Annotated in this window: 15 protein-coding genes; 9 read left to right on the top strand and 6 right to left on the bottom strand. The window is 68.7% G+C overall.

The genetic code is table 11. The features are described 5' to 3' along the window. Window positions 1–41: 41 nt before the first annotated feature. Window positions 42–1010 carry an anti-sigma factor RsbA family regulatory protein gene (locus ON21_RS12985; RefSeq protein WP_051020745.1) on the bottom strand — a complete coding sequence of 323 codons (969 nt, stop codon included), beginning with the start codon at window positions 1008–1010 and terminating at the stop codon, window positions 42–44. Between the two features lie 178 nt (window positions 1011–1188). Here ON21_RS12985 and ON21_RS12980 point away from each other — a divergent pair, with 178 nt between their 5' ends. After that, window positions 1189–2352, top strand: a complete 1164-nt coding sequence (locus tag ON21_RS12980; RefSeq protein ID WP_083880580.1) for a serine hydrolase domain-containing protein — start codon at window positions 1189–1191, stop codon at window positions 2350–2352. A gap of 15 nt (window positions 2353–2367) precedes the next feature. On the opposite strand, the gene ON21_RS12975 is transcribed toward ON21_RS12980, so the two are convergent. Then, a complete protein-coding gene (locus ON21_RS12975) occupies window positions 2368–5553 on the bottom strand; it encodes an acetyl-CoA carboxylase family protein (protein ID WP_039798097.1) in 3186 nt (1061 codons plus the stop codon). Window positions 5554–5608: 55 nt separating this feature from the next. Here ON21_RS12975 and ON21_RS12970 point away from each other — a divergent pair, with 55 nt between their 5' ends. Then, window positions 5609–6217: a TetR/AcrR family transcriptional regulator gene (locus tag ON21_RS12970; protein WP_039798107.1), complete on the top strand. Its 609-nt coding sequence runs from the start codon at window positions 5609–5611 to the stop codon at window positions 6215–6217. A gap of 147 nt (window positions 6218–6364) precedes the next feature. Here the strand turns inward: ON21_RS12970 and ON21_RS12965 are convergent, their stop codons facing one another. Further along, complete coding sequence (locus tag ON21_RS12965) at window positions 6365–7015, bottom strand: CatB-related O-acetyltransferase (protein ID WP_039798096.1); 651 nt, start codon at window positions 7013–7015, stop codon at window positions 6365–6367. A gap of 80 nt (window positions 7016–7095) precedes the next feature. Between ON21_RS12965 and ON21_RS12960 the strand changes: the two genes are divergently transcribed. Further along, entirely contained in the window at window positions 7096–7734 is a 639-nt protein-coding gene (locus ON21_RS12960; RefSeq protein ID WP_039798095.1) for a TetR/AcrR family transcriptional regulator, read from the top strand. Window positions 7735–8043: 309 nt separating this feature from the next. Here the strand turns inward: ON21_RS12960 and ON21_RS12955 are convergent, their stop codons facing one another. Then, a complete protein-coding gene (locus tag ON21_RS12955; protein WP_039798094.1) occupies window positions 8044–8535 on the bottom strand; it encodes a GyrI-like domain-containing protein in 492 nt (163 codons plus the stop codon). A 206-nt stretch (window positions 8536–8741) separates the two neighbouring features. Between ON21_RS12955 and ON21_RS12950 the strand changes: the two genes are divergently transcribed. The 6 genes from ON21_RS12950 to ON21_RS12925 all read left to right on the top strand — a co-directional run bounded on the left by ON21_RS12950 (window position 8742) and on the right by ON21_RS12925 (window position 17304). After that, window positions 8742–9398 carry a TetR/AcrR family transcriptional regulator gene (locus ON21_RS12950; RefSeq protein WP_039798106.1) on the top strand — a complete coding sequence of 219 codons (657 nt, stop codon included), beginning with the start codon at window positions 8742–8744 and terminating at the stop codon, window positions 9396–9398. Between the two features lie 772 nt (window positions 9399–10170). Next, the gene (locus tag ON21_RS12945; protein ID WP_039798093.1) at window positions 10171–11640 is read left to right on the top strand and encodes an NAD(P)/FAD-dependent oxidoreductase; all 1470 of its coding nucleotides are present in this window, start codon (window positions 10171–10173) and stop codon (window positions 11638–11640) included. A gap of 50 nt (window positions 11641–11690) precedes the next feature. Further along, window positions 11691–13463 carry a 3-deoxy-7-phosphoheptulonate synthase gene (locus ON21_RS35810; protein ID WP_157170823.1) on the top strand — a complete coding sequence of 591 codons (1773 nt, stop codon included), beginning with the start codon at window positions 11691–11693 and terminating at the stop codon, window positions 13461–13463. 608 nt (window positions 13464–14071) lie between these two features. Beyond that, window positions 14072–16486: a sensor histidine kinase gene (locus ON21_RS12935; protein WP_245562576.1), complete on the top strand. Its 2415-nt coding sequence runs from the start codon at window positions 14072–14074 to the stop codon at window positions 16484–16486. Between the two features lie 30 nt (window positions 16487–16516). Continuing rightward, window positions 16517–16933, top strand: coding sequence for a roadblock/LC7 domain-containing protein (locus ON21_RS12930; protein ID WP_039798091.1), 417 nt, complete (start codon window positions 16517–16519; stop codon window positions 16931–16933). After that, window positions 16930–17304, top strand: coding sequence for a DUF742 domain-containing protein (locus ON21_RS12925; RefSeq protein ID WP_039798090.1), 375 nt, complete (start codon window positions 16930–16932; stop codon window positions 17302–17304). The genes ON21_RS12930 and ON21_RS12925 overlap by 4 nt, the downstream gene beginning before the upstream one ends. Before the next feature lie 17 nt (window positions 17305–17321). Here the strand turns inward: ON21_RS12925 and ON21_RS12920 are convergent, their stop codons facing one another. Together ON21_RS12920 and ON21_RS12915 are read right to left on the bottom strand one after the other, a co-directional pair. Beyond that, window positions 17322–19277 carry a GMC family oxidoreductase N-terminal domain-containing protein gene (locus ON21_RS12920; protein ID WP_039798089.1) on the bottom strand — a complete coding sequence of 652 codons (1956 nt, stop codon included), beginning with the start codon at window positions 19275–19277 and terminating at the stop codon, window positions 17322–17324. Between the two features lie 137 nt (window positions 19278–19414). Then, the gene (locus ON21_RS12915) at window positions 19415–19999 is read right to left on the bottom strand and encodes a hypothetical protein (RefSeq protein ID WP_039798088.1); all 585 of its coding nucleotides are present in this window, start codon (window positions 19997–19999) and stop codon (window positions 19415–19417) included. Window positions 20000–20061: the final 62 nt, after the last annotated feature.

Below are 20061 nucleotides of genomic sequence, written 5' to 3'. Positions count from 1 at the left end.
CGCCGAAAGCTCGGTACCCCATAGCTTTTCGAGGCCGAGTGTCAAGGCGAATCGCGATCGAAGCCGAAGTGGAGCTGGATGGTGGTGCCGTGCGGGGTGGTGTGGATTCGAACGAGGTCGGTGAGATGGTTGACCAGTAGTAGTCCGCGGCCGCCTGGGCGATAGGACTGCGCGGGCAGGCGCCCTGCGAGCGGATCGGTGATGTGTCCTCGATCGCTGATCTGGTAGCGGAGCTCGTTGTCCTCGGTCCACATCGTCAGCCTGCCGTGCCCACCGCCGTGGACGATCGAGTTGGTGATGGTCTCCCCGATCACCAGTTCGAGATCGATCATGCGATGCTCGGGCATGCCTGCGTCGCGGGCGTAGTCGATGGCCAGGTGCCGGATACGGGGGAAGGACGTCGCATCGAAGGCTACGGTGGCGGCGGTTACGGGTGGTGCGGGAAGTTCTCTGTTGTAGAAGTCGACGATGCCGTCGGGATTGTAGGCGCTGCTCGCTCGTTGACCGGTGTCGTCGATGAGGACAGGGTGGGTGGCGTGCGCGTCGTTCAAGACTCGGGCCGACAGACGCTCGGTGTCATAGGGACACAGGATGCTCACCGCCCGCCCGGTGAATGCCGCGTTGATCAGAGCCTCGTGCTGAACGCACGCGGGATATTCCAGCTCCGAGCGGCCGGCCCAGATCGGTTCTCCGATGATTCGCACGCGCCCGGTGGGGTGTTCGTCGGCGAAGGCACGAAGCACGCCGGGAATGATGCGGCCCGGGTTGCGGCCTTCGACAGTCATATCCATCAGCTTGACCGATGCGGCGTCGGAGCCCAGTTCGGCGCGCAGCAGCGACAGGTTGGGACCGGGGACCGCTACCGCGACCGGTTCGTCGTTCTCGAGTCCTCGGCGAATGAAGCCGATGGTGCCCGCGAGGTATTCCTCCGTGTCGCGGTAGAACAGCGCGGGGTGCACGAATGGGTCGCTCGAGTCGGAAGCAGCCGACGCAAGGCCAGGCAAGCTCATGTGTGCACTACCTCGCATCGGCCATCACGAACCATCACGAACAGGACGCGCAGGATATTACGCTTCGTCCGGAACGTCGAATCCACTGACCATTTTCGGACATCGCGGTGGAAGAACTTCTCGATGGTGGTCACCAGGCCGGATGCCGGCTCGGCGGCATCGTGCCATGCTGTCGCGCATGATCATCGAGGGAACGGTCGCCGGCGGTTACGAGGCCGTACGGGAGGCGTTCGCGGAGAATTTCACCGAGCAGGGCGATATCGGCGCGGCGGTCTGCGTGTATCGCGACGGGCGGCCGGTGGTCGATCTGTGGGGCGGAACGGCCGATCCCGACACCGGGCGACCGTGGCAGCGCGACACGCTGCAGCTGGTCTATTCGGCGACGAAAGGCGTCGTCGCCACCATCGCGCACCTGCTGGCGCAGCGGGGCGAACTCGATCTCGACGCGCCGGTGGCCCACTACTGGCCGGAGTTCGCGGCGGCCGGCAAGGCCGACATCCCGGTGCGCTGGCTGCTGACGCACCAGGCGGGCGTGGCGGCGCTGGACAAACCCGTCGCACTGGACGACGCACTGGCTTGGACGCCGATGGTGGACGCGCTCGCCGCGCAGGCGCCGAATTGGCCGCCCGGCACCGCGTTCGGGTACCACGGGCGAACCTACGGCTGGCTGGTCGGCGAAGTGATCCGCCGCGTGTCCGGTCGCACGCCCGGCCGGTTTTTCGCCGAGGAGATCGCGGGCCCACTCGATATCGATTTCTTCATCGGCCTGCCGCCCGCCGAGCGGACCCGCGTCAGCCGCTTGGTGTTCGCACCCGTCCCCGACCTGGCCGCGGTGCCCGAGGACGCCGTTCCCGAGTCGCTGCGTCCGCTGCTCGCGGCGATGCGTGATCCGCAGGCCCTGGTCAATCGGGCCTTCCAGATCACCGACCCGGCGGACATCGACTTCAACTCCCCGGCAGTGCAAGCCGCGGAGCTGCCCGCGAGCAACGGCATCGGCACCGCCCACGGCCTGGCCCGTCTGTACGCGGCGCTCGTCGGCGAGGTCGACGGCACGCGCCTGCTCACCACCGAGACGCTCGCGGCGGCCACCCGGGAACAGGCAGCGGGCACCGATCATGTGCTGATGCTGCCCGGCCGGTATGCCTCGGGGTACATGCTGCCCACCGCGGAGCTGCCACTCGGCGGCAACGCGTCGTTCGGCCATCCGGGCCGCGGTGGCAGTCTCGCGTTCGCCGATCCCGAACGCCGTCTCGCCTTCGCCTACGTCACCAATCACATCGTCGAGGGCGCGCTCGACCTGCGCGCCCGCAACCTCGTCGACGCGCTCAGCGGCGTGCACTGACGTTCCGGGCACCGGTCAGCGCAACGTGCGGATCCAGCGGCGGGTGTCGGCCGGATCGATGACGTCGTCGACTTCCAGGACGGTGGCGGCGGTGAGGGCCTTGCCGTTGGCGTAGGCGAGCTGGACCAGGTTGTCGAACGCTTGCTGCCGCTCCCCCGGATCCTCGATGGCGGCCAGTTCTTTGGCGAACCCGAGGCGGACCGCGCCCTCCAGGCCCATGCCGCCGATCTCTCCGGTCGGCCAGGCGATGACGAACCGGGGCGCGCGGAACGAGCCCGCCGCCATGGCCTGTGCGCCCAGACCGTAACCCTTGCGCACGATGACGGTGCCCAGCGGCACCGACAGCGCGGCGGAGTCGATGAACAGGCGGCTGAACTTCGTCACCGTGGCGTCCTGCTCCGCGTCGGGGCCCACCATGAAACCCGGTGTGTCGCAGAGGGAGACGATCGGCAGGCCGTGCGCGTCGCACAGGCGCAGGAACATGCTGAGCTTGTCGGCGGCCGGAGCGTCGATCGCCCCGCCGTGATGGTGACAGTCGTTGGCGATCAAGCCGAACGGCCGTCCCTCGACCCGGATCAGCGCCGTGACGATACCGGCGGCCCAGTCCCGCCGCAGCTCCAGCACCGACCCGACATCCGCGACGGCTTCGATGGCGGCGCGGATATCGAACGCGCGCAAGCGATTCTCGGGAACCACGTGCCGCGCCAGGCGCGGGTCCGGCGCGGCCCACTCGTCGATGTCGCCTCGGAAGTACGCGAGATAGCGCCGCGCGGTGGCGACCGCCTCCGCCTCGTCCGCGGCGACGATGTGCACGACGCCGTTGCGGCGCTGCACCTCGATGGGGCCGATGTCCTCCGGGGCGTACACGCCCAAGCCGCCGCCCTCGATCATGGCCGGCCCGCCCATGCCGATATTCGCGTCGGGAGTGGCGATCACCACATCGCACATGCCCAGCAGCGCCGCGTTACCCGCGAAGCAGCGTCCGGACACGATCCCGATCAGCGGAACCCGGCCCGACAGCGCGCCCATGGCACGGAAGGTGGTGACGTCCAAGCCGGAGATGCCGGGATAGTCGGTGTCGCCCGGCCTGCCGCCGCCGCCCTCGGTGAAGAAGATCACCGGGAGCCGTTGTTCGCGAGCGAGTTCCAGCATGCGGTCGGTCTTGACGTGGTTGCGCATCCCTTGGGTGCCCGCCAGCACCGTGTAGTCGTAGGACAGCACCACCGCGCGCGAGCGGTCTGGACCGAATCGCTCGGCGTCGATGGTGGCCACGCCCGCGATCAGCCCGTCCGCGGGCGTGTTCGCGATCAGATCCTCCGGACTGCGGCGCAGGCGCTGGGCGGCGATCGCGAGAGCGCCGTACTCGACGAAGCTGTCCGCGTCGACCAGGTCGTCGATGTTCTCCCTGGCCGTGCGCCGCCCGAGCCGATGGCGTTTGGCGACCGCCTCCGGCCGCGCTTCGTCCAGCACCGCGCGCTGCCGAGCGTGGACTTCGGCGAGATCGGCGCGCACCGAGTCCAGGTCGACCGCGGTGTGCTCCGCGACCGCGCCATTGTGCTCGGCGGGAACGAAGATCAGCAGCGGCGCGTGCGGATCGACGACCGCGCCGACCTCCGCGACGTGGCGGCACACGCGCATGTCCTGTTCGGCGCGTACCACGTGCTGCATCTTCATCGCTTCGAGCACCGCGACCTCGCCGCCCGCCGCTACGACCGCGCCGGGCTCGGCGAGCGCGACCACCGTGCCGCCCATGGGCGACCGCACCGCTTCCTCGTCGCCTGCCAGCGTCACCGCGGCCGCCGTGTTCTCGGCCCGATCGGAGGCGGCGGGCAGGGCGACGGCGAAATCCCCCGCGCGGCGGACCAACTCGTCGACATGCTGCTCGAACCACGTGGTCGGGACGACACGGCCGCCCGACAGGTCCGCCAGAACCGCGCGCAGCACGGCGACATTGGTGTCCACCCCGGTCACGACGGTCTCGGCCAGGGCGTCCGCGCACCGGCGCAGCGCGGCCGGATGGGACGGGCCGCAGGCGATGATCTTGGCCAGCAGCGAGTCGAAGCGCGCGTCCTGCCGCATCCCGGCGAACGCGGCGGTGTCGACCCGCACGCCGACACCGGTCGGTGGCGCGAAGCGGGTCAGCGTGCCGGTGCCGGGCAGCACCTCGCCGCCCGCGGTGACCGTTTCGGCGTTCAGGCGCGCCTGCACGGCGTAACCGCGCGCCGAACCGGGGTCGGGCAGCGCCAGATCGGCCAGCGTGGCGCCGCGAGCGAGATCGCATTGCATCGCCACCAGATCGATGCCCAGGACGGCTTCGGTGACGGTGTGCTCGACCTGCAGCCGCGGGTTGACCTCGAGAAACCATGCCTCGTCGCCGCGGGCCAGGAATTCGACGGTGAGGACACCGCGGCAGCCGACGGATTCGGCGAGCCGGACCGCCCACTGATGCAACCGCTCCCGCAATCGCGCGGACAACTCCGGGGCAGGCGCGATCTCGAGCAGTTTCTGCTGCCTGCGCTGCACACTGCAATCGCGATCGCCGACGGCCGCCGCCGACGCGCCGTCGGCGACGATCTGGACCTCGATGTGGCGCGCACCGGTGACCAGCACCTCCGCGTAGACCGCGTCGTCACCGAACCCGGCCAGCGCCTCCGCGCGGCAGCGCTCGAACACCTCCGCAAGATGCGCCGCGTCGCGGACCGCCCGCATACCGCGTCCGCCACCGCCCGCGGCGGCCTTCACCATCACCCCGGCGGGATGCGCGGTGAGCAGGGCCCGCACCTCGGCGAGGTCCGCGTCCCGGCGGGTCGCCGGGATCACCGGGAACTCCGCGCGCTCGGCCGCCGCGCGGGCCGCGGTCTTGTCGCCGAAGATCTCGAGCGCTTCGGGCGACGGACCGACGAACACGAGTTCGGCCGCCGCACACGCCTTCGCGAATTCCGCACTCTCGCTGAGGAATCCGTAGCCGGGGTGCACCAGCGCGCCGGGGCCCGCCTTCCTCGCCGCCGCGACGACGGCCGCGACGTCGAGGTAGGCGGCGGCTCCGACGCCGGGCAACGACACCGCATCGTCGGCCAAGCGCACGTGCAACGCGTCTCGCTCCTCGGCGGTGTGCAGCGCGAGGGTGCGCCAACCCTGTTCCCGGGCGGTGCGCAACACGCGAACCGCTACTTCTCCCCTGTTCGCCACGACGACCTGCATGCCGCCCAGTCTCGTTGACATTGACATCAACGTCAATATGGGTGAGCATATCGGCGTGACCCAGTCCACCTGGTCGGTACGCGCGGCGCGGGAGCGCTCGCACACCTCCCGGCACCGTGATCTGCTCGACGCCGCGGCCCGCGTGTTCGCCGAGCGCGGCTATGACAACACCACCGTCGCCGCCATCACCGCGGAGGCGGGTGTCTCCCGCGCGACGATGTACGTCTACTTCGCCTCCAAGGAGGAGATCTTCCTCGCGCTGGCCGAGCGGGTCCGCGACGACTTCCTCGCCGCGCAGGAGCCGGGCATCGAGGACGACGATCCGCGAACGATGTTGCGCGCCACCATCGAATCCTTCGCCACCGCCGTCGCCACGGCGGGACCTCTGCTACGCCTGATCGACGAGCGCGGGGCGGTGGACCCCAAGGTGGCGGCGCTGGCCGAGGAGATCACCGAACGGCCGATCCGCCGCTTCACCCGATATCTCCAGCGCCAACTCGACGCGGGCCGCATCACCCCGGTGACGACGCCGCGGGTGATCGCGGAAACCATCGGCTACACCCTCACCGCGGGCGTCCTCGCGCGGCGGACCGCCGACGAATCCAGCCGTGCGGAGTATCGCGACGCCATGGAAAAGGTCGCGGAAACGCTGCTGGGCCTGTAGCTCGTTACTCCGTGCGGGAGCGACACCTTTTCCGTAGCGGGTAGATCTCGGTCCAGCAGGTCCTCTATGAGGTCGGCGGCTCGCATGGCGCCGCCCTCGGTTCGCGCGTCGGCACGCAGTCGCGCCGAGCGGCGGGCGACTTCGGCCTCACGCGGTGTGCGGCGCGACGGCTTCCAACTCGGCGATGCTGCCCGACATGATCGTCCGCACGTGTTCGGTGATGTGCTCCAGCGGCCAGTGCCACCAGGCCACCGTCAGCAGCCGGGCGATGTCCCGATCGTCGTAGCGGGTGCGGATGAGGCGCGCCGGATTGCCGCCCACGACGCCGTAGTCGGGCACATCGCCGGTGACCACGGCGCCCGCGCCGATGATCGCGCCGTGGCCGATCCGCACGCTGGGCAGCACCGTTACGCCGTAGCCGAACCACACGTCGTTGCCGACAACGGTGTCACCCCGGTTCGGCAAACCGGTGAGCAGATCGAAGTGGTCCGACCACGAGCCGCCCATGGTGGGGAACGGAAAGGTCGACGGGCCGTCCATCCGGTGGTTCGCGCCGTTCATGATGAACCGCACTCCCGTGCCGATCGCGCAGAACTTCCCGATGATCAGCTTCTCCGGTCCGTAGTGATACAGCACGTTGCGGGTCTCGAACGCGGTCGCATCGTCCGGGTCGTCGTAGTAGGAGAACTCACCGACCTCGATCAGCGGCGAGGTGACGAGCGGTTTCAGCAGCACCACACGCGGCTGTCCCGGCATGGGATGGAGCACGGTCGGGTCCGCGGGAAGGGGCGCGGGCATCGGCAAACCTCACTAGTGCGACGACTGTTGCATTAGGATGCTGGCACAGCCTGTTCCCTCGAGCAACCGGATTACCGACGATGAACTCCCCATCCGCACCGGACGCTTCCGGGCGACCCGTGCCGCGACCGGGTGGCCGGACCGCCCGCATCCGCGACCAGGTTCTCGAAGCGGTCCGCGCGGAGCTGACCGAGCACGGTTACGACGCGCTCACCGTGGACACGGTCGCCGCTCGCGCGGGGGTGCACCGCACCACGGTGTATCGCCGCTGGCACGATGTCGGCGGGCTGCTCTCCGACGTCTTCGACGCGGCGAGCGACCAGGACTGGCGCCCCCGCGACACCGGTTCCCTTCGCGGCGACCTCGCGGCGCTCAACCAGGAGATTCAGGATTCCCTGAGCGAGCAGCCCTCGATCGCGGCGGCGCTGATCGCGGTCTCGTTCCGCTCCGAAGAGGCCGCCCGAGCCCTGCGGCGTTTATGGGAGCAGCGGTACCGCCAGTGCGAGGTCATCGTCCAGCGAGCGATCCGGCGCGGGGAACTGCCGCCGCGAGTCGACGCACGCGCCCTGCTGATAGCCGCCACCGCGCCGCTCTACCACGAGTTGGTGCTGCTGCGCACCCCGCCCGACCCGAGCCTCCCTGAGCAAGCGGCCGCCTGCGCCGCGCTCGCGGCCCACGCAGGCGCGTTCATCGGCCCGCGTTCGACGGACGCCACGTAGTGGGGCCGCACCCGCGGGATTGCCTCGCCTCGGTTTGTCCTGCGCGCCCGCGGGTAGGCCGATCCGCGATAGCTACCCCCGAACGAGACATCGGCGTCGACACGCCCTGAGGAGAAGCGGTCATGAATCAGCCCCACGACACCGCCGACAAGGACGACTCGCCCGAAACCTCGGATGCGCCAGAAAACAGCACACGCGACGGCCGATCCGCGAACGCGGGCAATCTGGCGGGTCCAGGGCCACGAACCGGCCGAGACGAAGACCCCGATACGTGAAGCCCGCGACCGGGAAGCCGGTCGGCGTGCGGGATCATCGCGCCGCCACCGGCCAGTTCAGCTCGGTGCGCAATTCCGCCGGGTCCATGTCCGGAGCAGGCCGGGTCAGGTAGACCTCCCAGCGCAACGGCCCCGCGGTGAGTCCCTGCCCAACGATCCAGGACTCGAGCCGCTCCCACGCGGCAGCCAATCCGTCGAACCCACCGGCGTGCACGATCCTGGCCACGCGGCCCGCGGGCAGGCAACCGGCTTCGACATCGCGCTCCGGGCGCAGACACCGATCGACCGCGAAGCCCACCTCCAGATCCAGCGCGGCATCGGAGTCCTTCCGATACACGCAGAATGCCGGCCCCTCGATCGCCGCGCCTTGACCGGCGATGACCTCCGGCAGGATCCGGAACGACCGGTCGAAGAAGTCGCGCAATCCCGCGGCCGCGACACGGTCGCGGACAACCGCCGTGGTCACCTCCGGGACATCGAGCAATTCGGGATCGGCCGTCGAGGCGGCAGCCACGTCGTCGGTCATGACTCTCCTTCGGAATCTCGGAATACTCCATCACCAACGACGCCCTCGCCGCGGGAAAGTCATCGGTTCCGCCACAACGTCCGGTCGACCGCTTGCCGACATTCGCCCGGCCGATGCGGTTCCGGTTCGGGGGTCGGAGTGTCCATGAGTTCATACAACTGAACCAGCAGGGAAAGATGGTGCCATCGGCGCGCTACACTGCGGGAGTGGCAGCAGTGACATCGCAGGCCGGCCGGCCGACTTCGCGCGGGCGAATCGACAAGCGGCAGGCGATCCTCGACGCGGCGTTCGTCGTATTCGCGCGCCGGGGCTACGCGCAGGCGTGCGTGCAGGAGATCGCCGAGGAAGCAGGCGTCGCCAAGCCGACCATCTACAACCACCTCAACGACAAGGAAACCCTGTTCCGCCACGCGCTGACGGCCGCGAGCGACGCGGTGCTGGCGGAGAACCTGTCCGTGGTGGAGCGATTGCGCAACCCCGGCCCCGACTTGCGTGCCGCGCTGGAAGATGTGGCGTACAGGCTGATCCGGATCTGCTGCGCCGAGCGATCCCGCTCGCTGCGGTGGCTGACCTACGGCCAGGTCGCCCAGTTCCCCGACCTGATCGACATCGTCGTGAGCCGCACCTCCGACCAACTGGCCGAGGCGCTGGCCGATCGGCTCGCGCGCCTGTCGCTGTCCGGCCGCTTGCGCGCGGGCGACCCGGCCACCGCCGCGGAACAGTTCCTCGTGCTGATCACCGGCCCGCTGGAAAGTCGCTCACGGCTGGGTACCCGCAAGGTCACCACCGGTGAGATGCACGCGGTCGCCACGGCCGCGGTCGACACCTTCCTACGCGCCTACGAAGCGCCGGAAAACCGCTGAGCCCGAGATTTCGCTAGCTGTCGCCGTTCGCGACCCTCCCGTCTACGGATCGGCACGCACATGAGTTCGCCGCGATCCGCAGGAAATCGGCTCGTGGCGTGACGCGTCGATTCCACGGCTCACCACGTGCACGCGAGATCGCTTGGCGCAGTGTCACATCCACCGACACCGCGAAATCCCATTGCCGGGACAGGTCGGAGCGTCGGCAAATCGACCGCGCCACAACCTCTTACGTCGCCGCGGACCGTCGCCCGGAGTTGTCCGGAGCCCAGACCCGGCCACCGGCAGGGTAACTCTGGGTGAACGGCTCGTACGACGCGACCGTCCGCCGTATCCTGAATCCGTTGGGAAAGAGGGGTGATGACCGTACGACATCTGTCATCGTCGCCTACCCCGAACACCCTATCCGCCTCGCCACGACCGTGAAGCGCTGGCGAAACAGTCTCTCCCGCAATGGTTTCCACACAACACCGTGACGTCCGTCACCTTCGGGGTGCGGTTCCCGCCGAGTGAAGGCGGTCAGGCGGAAACATCCCTTGCGGGCATTTGGCAACCCTTCAGCAAGCCGCCGGTCGATAGTCCGATAGTTGCCAAATAGCTGATCACTATTGAGGTTTGGCTATCAATTGCTACAATCGGATCGTGCACCGTTAGCATGGCTAATCAGTGGCAACCCAGGTTCGGATGCGCCGAAGACCGCGGCCGGTCCGGAGTCCTTCCGCCACTGAAACGGGCACGCGATCCGTTGTCGGCAGTTCCAGGGAGTTTCGCTATGGACAATCCGCATGTTCTGGTCATCGGTGGCGGCCCAGCCGGGTCGACCACCGCAGCCCTGCTCGCGAAATCGGGGGTTCGGGTGACCCTCCTGGAACGAGATAAGTTCCCGCGCTACCACATCGGCGAGAGCCTGCTCGCATCGGTCCTGTCGACCCTGCGGGTCTCCGGCGCCTACGACGCGGTGGCCGCGCACGGCTTCCAGATCAAACGAGGCGGCCACTTCCAGTGGCAGGACGACAACTGGTTGCTGGACTGGTCCAAGCTCGTGGACGCCGAAGCCTGGTCCTGGCAGGTTCAGCGCGACGTCTTCGACGAACTGCTGCTGCGCAATGCCGCACAGCAGGGTGCGCACGTGATCGAGCAGGCCACGGTCACCAACGTCCTGTTCGAGGGCGACCGGCCGACGGCCGTGGAATGGACCGTCGAGGGTGACGACCGAGTCCACACCACCGAGGTCGACTTTCTCGTCGACGCCTCCGGTCGCGCGGGCGTGCTGGCCAAGCACCAGGTCATCGATCGCCAGCAGCACCCCGCCTTCCGCAACGTGGCCGTCTGGTCGTATTGGGAAGGCGCTCACCTACATCCGGACAGTCCGGAGGGCGCGATCAACGTAGTCTCCACACCCGAAGGCGGCTGGTTCTGGAACATCCCGCTCTCGGACGGCCGCCACAGCGTGGGCTATGTCGTCTCGGCGCGCAAAGCCGCTCCGAAGCTCCGCGAACTCGGCCGAGAGGCGTACTACTCGCAGACCATCGCCGACAGCGCGGCGATGAGCAAGCTGCTCGTCGGCGCACGGCAGGTCGCGGAGGTCAAGGCGGAGCAGGACTACTCCTACACCTCGGATCGGTTCAGCGGTCCGGGCTGGGTCGTCGTCGGCGACGCGGCCTGCTTCCTCGATCCGCTGCTGTCCAGCGGCGTGCATCTGGCGACGTACTCCGGCCTGGTCGCCGCGGCGGCGATCGCGACGATCCTGCGCGGCGAGCTGAGCGAATCCGACGCGCTGGGCTTCTACGAGCACGCCTATCGCCGGGCCTACACGCGATTCCTGGTCCTGGTGTCGCGGATGTACGAGCAGTACGTGGGTTCGGAGGAATACTTCGCGCACGCGGGCACCCTGACCACCGGGCACAGCGGCGACACGAAGCAGGCTCAGTTCACCGAGATCATGGCGGGCCTGACCGACATGGACGAGTCCTCGGGCGCACAGCAGCGCGCCGCGACAGAGACCATCCTGTCCGCGGCCGAAGGTCTGCACGCGGACTCGGCGAATCTCGAATACATGGGCCACCTCGACATGTCCGTCGTATGGGACCACTGGCGTGATCCGCTGGCGGACACGACCACCGGCCGGCTGCGCATCACGACCGACCCCGTGCTCGGCCTGACCGATCGGCCGCGCACCGAAGCGGAGATCGCCGCCGTGGCCCGTCCCGTACTCCCGCCGACGGCTGCCACCACGCTGTAGTTCCGGTCTCGGCACGGATTCCTCGTGACAGGCACTGCACGGAGCCGGTCGTGACGATCACGCACACCGGCCCCGAACCACCGGGTGATTGCCCGCCCGGTGGTTCGGGTTTCCGAAACCACGAAGAAATCGGGCGATTCGCCCACCCACTGACCAGGATGCTGCTGGCGAGTGACGGATTCACCACGCCGGCTCTGGCGGCGATACTGCGCACCGACCTGCACGTGCGGGTCCTGCGCCAGGACGACATAGCGGCCGGCGGGCTGCCGAACACGGTCACCGACGCTTTGGGGGTTTCCGATTCCGATCGGGTGATCGTCCGCCGCTCCTGTCTGGTCAACGCCGACTTGGTCACCGCATCCGTCAACTATGTCGTCGCGGTGCGCGCGGGCGCGGCCGCTTCCGGCATGGACGATGTGCAGGTGCCGATCGGGACCGGCCTCATCTCCCGTGGCGTATCCCAGCGACGCCATCTCCTGCGGACCGGCGTGGTGCGATGGCCGGACGGTCGCCTCTGCGCCGCACGGGCATACGTCATGACGCTCGGAGACCGGCCCCTCTGCTATATCCGCGAAGCGTTCAATCCCGACGTCATCCCGCCCGAATACGCCCCCACGGCCGGTGACGATCCGTCCTGGGCCGATGAACCCCAACCCGCGCTCCCGGGATCGTTCGCGGTGACGAGCCACCTGTTCGCGGCGCACGAATTCCTCGACAGCGAGTACCGGCGCGCAGCAGCCGAAACACTGCCCGAGCTCGTCGGAGTCGGCGAATGCGACCGGCTGACGGCAGATTTGGCGAAGGCAGCACGCGGAGAAGGTTTCGTGCTGCACCTCGGTGGCCACCACAACACCTCCGATGGCGGCGGAACCAAGACTGTCGCCGCGCGCCGGGCGCTGGTGTATGCCGCAGCCGCGGTCATGACGCATGGGCTGGGAGCCGGTACCGTCACCATCGAACGAGCGCCCCGGCGATACTACGACGGCCTCCGCGCCGCCGCGTCGCGCGACGAATGGCCCGCCGATCGCCTGCCGATCACCCTGTGCGTGAACATCCTGCGCCGCGCCGCGGACCGGTCGCGCGACCCGGCGCAGCGTGACCTGCTCCGCGCGGTGAGCGGGCTGCTACCTGTCACCGCGACCGCACCGCCGGGCGCCAGCGAACTGCACAATTGGCTCCCGCTGCTGCGCATCTCACGCGAGCCGACCGCGTCGCGCGCCGCGGCACCGACCGGCCGGACACCCGACGGACGACGGTGGGATCGTTCGGCCCACCTGCTGTGGCTCGGCGATCGAACCCACGCGCGCCGCCTGACACAAGTCGCCGCCCACGTCGGTAACCCGGTCGCGGTAACACTCGGCCCCGCGACCACCCCGGACGATATCGAGTTCCTCTGTCGGACATTGAATCCGCGAAAACAACCGGGCCGGCTCACACTCATCCCCCAACTCGGCGTCGCCGCCACCTCCGATACGCTTCCGGCCTTGTTCGCCGCGGCCGCCGCGTGCGCGACACCGATCTGCTGGGTGTGCGATCCGATGCCGCCCACGCGAATGCCACACGGCCGCAGCGACCTTCGGGTCGACGATGTCGTCGACGTGATTCGCGCGTTCTTCCGCACGTGCCGGGCGACCGGCACGGTTCCGGGCGGACTACATCTCGAATTCAGTCCCGATGCCATCTTCGGCTCACGAGGCGCAGGCGGGGCGGACGTGCTTCCCGCGGAACACCGAAGGCGACGTGATCCGGGCCTCGATCCCGTGGAGACACTCCACTGCGTCGTCGCCGCGCTCGAACTGCGGGCCAACTGGGCGCCGCGGTGACGAACGCAGGCCCCGTGCGGCCGACGACCCGGCAAGAAGAGCCCGGTCACCGCTGGAATCGCGCATCAGCCGTTCGCCCGTGCCTGGCCGCGCTCCGAGACGATCGGCCCATCATTGCCAGCAGCGGGAACTCGGAAATCGGAATGCGCCCGATATCATCGCCCGGATCCGAGCGGCGTTTGCAGGGCTTCTCGGTGTCGGGTTCGAACAACAGGAGCCGGGCGCATAGGCGGCAGTCGCAGTATCTGGGCGCTGTTTCTAAATGACCAGAACCACCGCTAAGTTAGCGATAGAGGTTCGCTCTGATGCCTGCAGCAGCTGATCGTGCAGTCGTACCGCCCAGTAGCATTACATCCGGGGTGAGTTGACGGTTGTCGACCTTGCGCGGTTACAGTTGCGCTCTGCCCCCGCGGCGCTATCTCGTAATAATTCCGGTTCACTTAGTAGAAGTCGCGAATCCGTGTGATTCGCGATCGAACCGCTACACTTTCGTTATTCTTCGGAACGGGTACAGGTGAGGTGCCGCCTGGGTTCGGGCGGGCCGTGTCAGAGGTAGGCATTTTTCAGCCGTGAGCAAGTGGTCTCAGCTTCGCGAATCCGCTATGGGAGTGGTTCGGTCGAGCCGGCGCGATGTCCGTGGTCGAGTCGGTGTCCGGGTACGACTGCTGGCGATCGTGCTCATATCGAGCGTCACGCTACTGGTTATCGGCGTCGGCGCCGCGGGGTATCTGGTGCGATCCGCCCGAGCGGCCAAGGAATGGGCGGAGTTGGCCAGCAGCACGACGGCGCCTGCCATCCAAATGGTCCAGGCATTCCAGGAAGAGCGCCGCTTGTCGCTGTTGTCCCTGGCCGGTGACGCCGAGGCCACCCGGGGACTCGTCACCGCACGCCAGCATTCGGACGCGGGGCTGGCGGCGGTGATGGCGAAAGGCGATGCCGCCCGCAAACTGAATCCCGACGGCTCCGCCTCCGATATCGAGGGCTACAACAAGCTGTTCGCGATGGTCCCGACGGTGCGCGGCGGGGTCGACACCCGGCAGGCCGCGCCGAACGAGGTGTTCGCAACCTTCAGCGGGGTCATCGGCACGATCATCGCCGCATCGACGCTCGCCGCCCGGGTGGCGCCGGAAGCCGACATCGCCATGGAGCTGAACTACGGCGTCGAGGCTCTGCGCGCCGCCGAAGCCTTGTCGATGGCGGACACCATCGGCACGGTGGCGCTGACCCTCGGCGATAACACTCCCGCGCAACTGACCGAATTCAGCCGGTTGGTGGGGGAATTCCGCAGTGAGGTCGCCTACTCCGGCCACGTGCTCGAGAACAAGCGACTCGCCCAGCTCCAGCAGATCACCGCCGGACCGGCATACCAGAAACTGATCGCGATGCAAGACGCGGTGCTGGTGCGGGGGCCGGTGGAGGCGGGCTCCGACTCCGACGAGTCCACCGGCAGCGGTAGAACCCAGAGCAGCCGCTCGAATTCCCGGACCGCGCCGTTGCCCATGGACGTAGCGGCTTGGCAGGAGGCCTCGGGTCAGGTCTCGTCGGCTCTGTTGAAGCTCTGGGACGACCAGAGCCGCGACGCGCACCAGATCGCCCGCGAGCGCGGCGACCGGACCGCGCGGCAGTCCATGCTCGGTGGCGCCGGGGTGCTGCTGGTCGCGACCATCGCCTTCCTCGCGGCATTGATCATGGCCAATCGCTTCATCGGACGAATGCGGCGGTTGCGGCGCGACACACTGGAACTGGCGGACAAGCAGCTGCCCGATCTCATGAGCAAGCTCGGCCGGGGCGAGAGTGTCGACTCCGAGACCGCGTTGGAGCGACTCGATTACGGTACCGACGAATTGGGCCAGGTGGCCGACGCCTTCAACCGTGCCCATGTCGCGGCCGTGTCCGCCGCGGTCGCGGAGGCGAAGACCCGGGCGGGCGTCAACGCGGTGTTCCTCAACATCGCCCATCGCAGTCAGGTCGTGGTGCACCGCCAGCTGGGGCTGCTCGACCAAGCCGAACGCAAAGAGGAGAACGCCGACCAGCTCGAGCTGTTGTTCCAGCTCGACCATCTGGCGACGCGGGCAAGGCGCAACGCCGAGAACCTCATCATTCTCGGCGGCGAGAAACCGGGTAGACGCTGGCGCAAGCCGGTTCCGCTGGTCGATCTGGTCCGCGCCGCCGTCGCCGAAAGTCTCGACTACGCCAGAATTCAGACCGGTCGGCTACCGGAACTCCAGGTGTCGAGCAACGCCGTCGCCGACTTGATCCATCTGATGGCCGAGCTGATGGACAACGCGACCTCCTTCTCTCCCCCGCAGGCGCGGGTCGAGGTCTCCGGCGTCGTGGTCGGGCGCGGTGTGGCGATCGAGATCACCGACCAGGGTCTGGGCATGTCGGAGGCCGACTTCGCCGCGCGTAACGAACTGCTGTCCAACCCACCGGATTTCAGTGTGGTGACCTTGTCCAGCGACACCAGGCTCGGGCTGTTCGTCGTCGCGAAACTGGCTCACCGGCACGGCGTTTCGGTGCGCCTGGGCGAGTCGGTCTACGGCGGCGTCCGTGCGGTGGTGCTCGTTCCGAGCGCACTGCTGCAATCGGATACGTCACCGCGCGAGCAGAATGACGCCGAGCCCGTCGAGCCCGTGCGAGCACCGGCGCCGGGCAACGTCGCGCCTCGACCGGCGGCGGTGCCAGGCCGATCGGCATGGTTCACCTCGGTCTCCGATCAGCAGGCCCCGGTCCCGGCACCGGCCCCGCACAGCGACGACGGCAGCTTCGACACCGACGGCGGACGCTTCGACAGCGGCAGCGGGCGATTCGACACCGGCGCCGCAGCGCAACCCGATCCGGCCGGGGACACTCGGCCGCCGCTGCCACGCCGCCGCCGCCAATCTCCCCAGGATCGGGAGCAGGAGCAGACGGCGACGCCCGCCCCCGTAAGACAGCGGACCGCCGATGAAGCACGCAATCTGATGAGTGCCATCGAGAACGGCACCCGCCAGGGACGCCGGAAGCGTCCCGATTTCGACTAGTCCGCACATCCCCATCTTCAGAAGGCGACCATGACTACTTCCCAGGGAACCGGCATCGGTTGGCTGCTCGACGAGCTGGTCACCGGGCTGGCCGGAGCGCAGTCCGCGGTACTGCTGTCCTCGGACGGGCTGCTGATCGGCCATTCGGCCCAGCTGGACAAGGCCGACGCCGAGCGATTCTCCGCGATGGCATCGGCACTGCACAGCCTGTCCCGCAGCGTGGGCCACCATTTCGACGCCGGCGGCGTCTGCCAGACCGTGGTGGAACTCGACCGCGCGGTGCTGTTCGTCACCACGGCAGGAACCAACGCCTGCCTGGCACTGCTGGCATCCGAGACCGCCGATATGGGTATGGTGGCCTACGAAATGAATCAGACGGTGCAGCGAGTCGGGACACACCTGTCGGTCGATACGCGCCCACATCCACCCGCTTCGACACGGCCATGAGTTATCAGCACGATCCCTGGTACGAGGAAGACGCCGGACCGATGGTCCGGCTCTTCGCCATCACCCGCGGCCGGGGTCGTGCCGTGCGCCGGGAACTGAACTTGGTCACCCTGGTGGTCGACGGCGCGCCCGGCACCGCGCTGCGGCGCACCGAACCGGAATACGCCGCGATCGTGCAGCTGTGCCGCACCCCGCAGTCGGTGGCGGAGGTCTCCGCGCGACTGAACCTGCCGCTGACGATGACGAAGGTCCTCATCGGCGACCTGCTCGACGACGGCAGGCTGATCTACCGGTCGGCGGAGCCCACCGCCGGGTCGGAGTCCGACCTCGGCCTCCTGCGCGCGGTGCTCGACGGCATCCGCGCGCTCTGACTCGCGCCGATCGGTGTTCAGCTCAACTGCGCCGCAAGCCGTCTCGCGTTCATGTAGGCGATCGCCTCGATCGAGACCATCGGGTTGACACCTGAGGCCGTGGGGAAGCCGGAGGCGTCGGCGACGACGATGTTCGCCACCTCCCAGGTGGCGCCGTCCGGGTTGGTGGCCGAGGTCTCCGGTGAGCCGCCCATCCGCGCCGAGCCCATGATGTGCAGTGCGCCCAGGGAGCATCGCCCCGGACCGTACCCGGCCGACCGGCATGCGGCGGCGAAATCGGCGTGTGAGCCGCGGCGGCCCGGCTCATAGGAGGCGCCCGCTTGGTGCCCGGAGAAGATGCGCCGCGCACCGGCTGCTTCCAGGATGCTCGCCGCCCCCTCGAACCCGGTGTGCAAGTGTGCGGCATCGTAGTCCGACAACCGGTAGTGCACGATCGGCTCACCGGCGCGGTCGACCGACACCGTGCCCGAATCGCGGTCGCGCGTGATGATGCCGATCGCGTTGGAATGCGCGAAATCGAGCATGGTGGCCCGATGGTTCTCGGCGCCGCGCCAGCTCATGAACCCGGTGGCGAGACCGGGATGGATCGGGCCGGTTTCGTAGATCACGCCGTAGCCGTTGCCGTCCAAGTTGCTGTGCTCGCGGCAGATCCGGGTCTGCAAGCCGCCTTCCCACGGGCGGATCTCTTCCTCGAACACCCCGAACACCGCGGCCGCCGGGTGCAGGCGCAGATGGCGGCCGATGTTCTGGTTGCGCAACCCGGAGCGCCGCAGCAGCGCCGGAGTCTGGATCGCTCCGGCCGCCACCACCACCGCACGGGCGCGTACTTCGATCGCCACGCCGTCGGAGGTGACCGCCGATACCCCTTGCGCCCGACCGTTGCGCACGGTGATCCGCCGCGCGTCGGCGTCCACGACCAGCCGTGCGCCCCGATCGGCCGCATCGGCCAGCCAGGTCTTGGTCACCGACTGCTTGGCGCCCAGGCGGCAGCCGTATCCGCACCGGCCGCACTCCACACCGGCGTCGCAGGCGTCGGTCACGTTGCGCGGCAACGTGTCCACCTCCCAGCCGAGCGCGCGGGCGCCGCGCTCGAGCACGCCGTCGCGGGCCGACAGCACCGACCGCTGATCGGTGACGCCGAGCCGCCGCCGCACCACGTCCAGCGCGTCGCCGAATTCGGCCTCGGCGAACTGCACGGCGCCCAGCGCGGCCCACTCCGCCCGGACATCCTCCGGCGTCGGCAAGGACGTGCTCCAGTTGACGACCGTCCCGCCGCCCAGGCACGTGCCCGCGACGAGGGTGATCTGGCCTTCGGCGGAGCCAGGCGGTCCCGGCGCGTACAGGTGCTGCAGACCGCCGAGCTCGCCGGTGCCGAAATCGCGGTCGTCGTAGTAGTTTCCGCGTTCCAGCACCACGACGTCGAGGCCCGCTTCGGCCAACACGGCGGCTGCCACGCCGCCTCCGGCGCCGGAGCCGACGATCACGACGTCACAGTCGAATTCGGAAGTCTCGGTGCAGCGCAGCGGTGTCAACGCGGGCGCGGGCGCGGTGGCCAGCGGACCGGCCGGGGCCGGATAACCGATCTCCTTCCACAGCGGATTGACGCCCGTCGGGCCGGGAGTGATGTTGTAGGACAGCATCGACGCCTGTTTGAGCGCCTGGAAGATCACCCGCACGGACTCGATGCGGGAATCGGCGAGCCGCAGCAACGCCCGTTCGCGCTCCTGCTGCGACAACCGGGAGAAGCGCCGGAGACCGCTGCCGGTGAGCAGGCCGGCCAGCCGGGAATCCCACAGGTTCAGCAGCGTGGCCAGCTGCTTCTTCTCCGCCTCGCGCGGATTGCGGCCCAGCAGCTGGAAAACGGTGTGAACGGCTCCGAGCGCGCTCGCCGATGGGAGCGTCAACCCGTCGCCGGGGTTGAACGTGTCGCAGATGACGTTCATGGCCGCGCGTTGCTTGGCTGTTGGTTCCATGTCGAACAGTCCCCTTCGTTTCGCCAGTGAGTTCTATCACACGACATGAACAACCACTAACTAAAGACACATTTGCCCTGGTGATCACGGATCGTTCCGAAGAATGCTCGGCCACATAGCGGATAACTTCCCTAGGCTCACGCCCGGATGACGATCGCGGCGGCGTAGCCGACCGCCAAGAACGCGTGCACGACCGAGACCAGCGCCTTGCCGAGTTCGGCCGTCGGGTTCGCACCGGCCCTCGGCCGCGCCAGCGACCACCGCGTGAACGTCCGCTCGGCGTGCACCGCGAGGCGCAGCAACTCGGCGCGATACGACCCGAGCAGCGGTTGCTCGCAGGCGCCCAGCGCCGCTGCGGTGAGATGCGCGCAGCGACCTATCGTCACCACGACTTCGAGCACTTCGTCCGGCACTGCCGTGATGAGATAGGCGTCCGCGAGCGCGGCCGCCGCCCGCGTCCGCTCGACGACCCGGCCGAGCGCGCGCCCCAGTTCGGACAATTGCGCGTGGTCGGCGGCCACCGGACCGGATTCCATGGCAGTGGTCAAGTTCCCGATGACCACACCGAGCGCGTGCTCGACTCGGCGCAAGCGCTCGAGGATCCCGGAAGCGTCCACCGGCGAGCATCCGAAGTCCGCCAGGACCGTCGCGGCCTCGACCAGCGTCGCGGCCGCCGCGCGGAAGTAGATCTCGGTAGTCGCGCTCGCCATCGGCGTGCTCATGCCCACTCCTCGGGTAGTGCCTCGATCAGCCGCCCTTGGGGTGTCGACGCCGCCCGGACGGC

The sequence above is a fragment of the Nocardia araoensis NBRC 100135 genome (genome assembly GCF_000308435.1).
Taxonomy (GTDB): domain Bacteria; phylum Actinomycetota; class Actinomycetes; order Mycobacteriales; family Mycobacteriaceae; genus Nocardia; species Nocardia araoensis.
The sequence above is the reverse complement of the archived record's forward strand: the minus strand, read 5'-3'. Positions and strand labels throughout refer to the sequence as shown.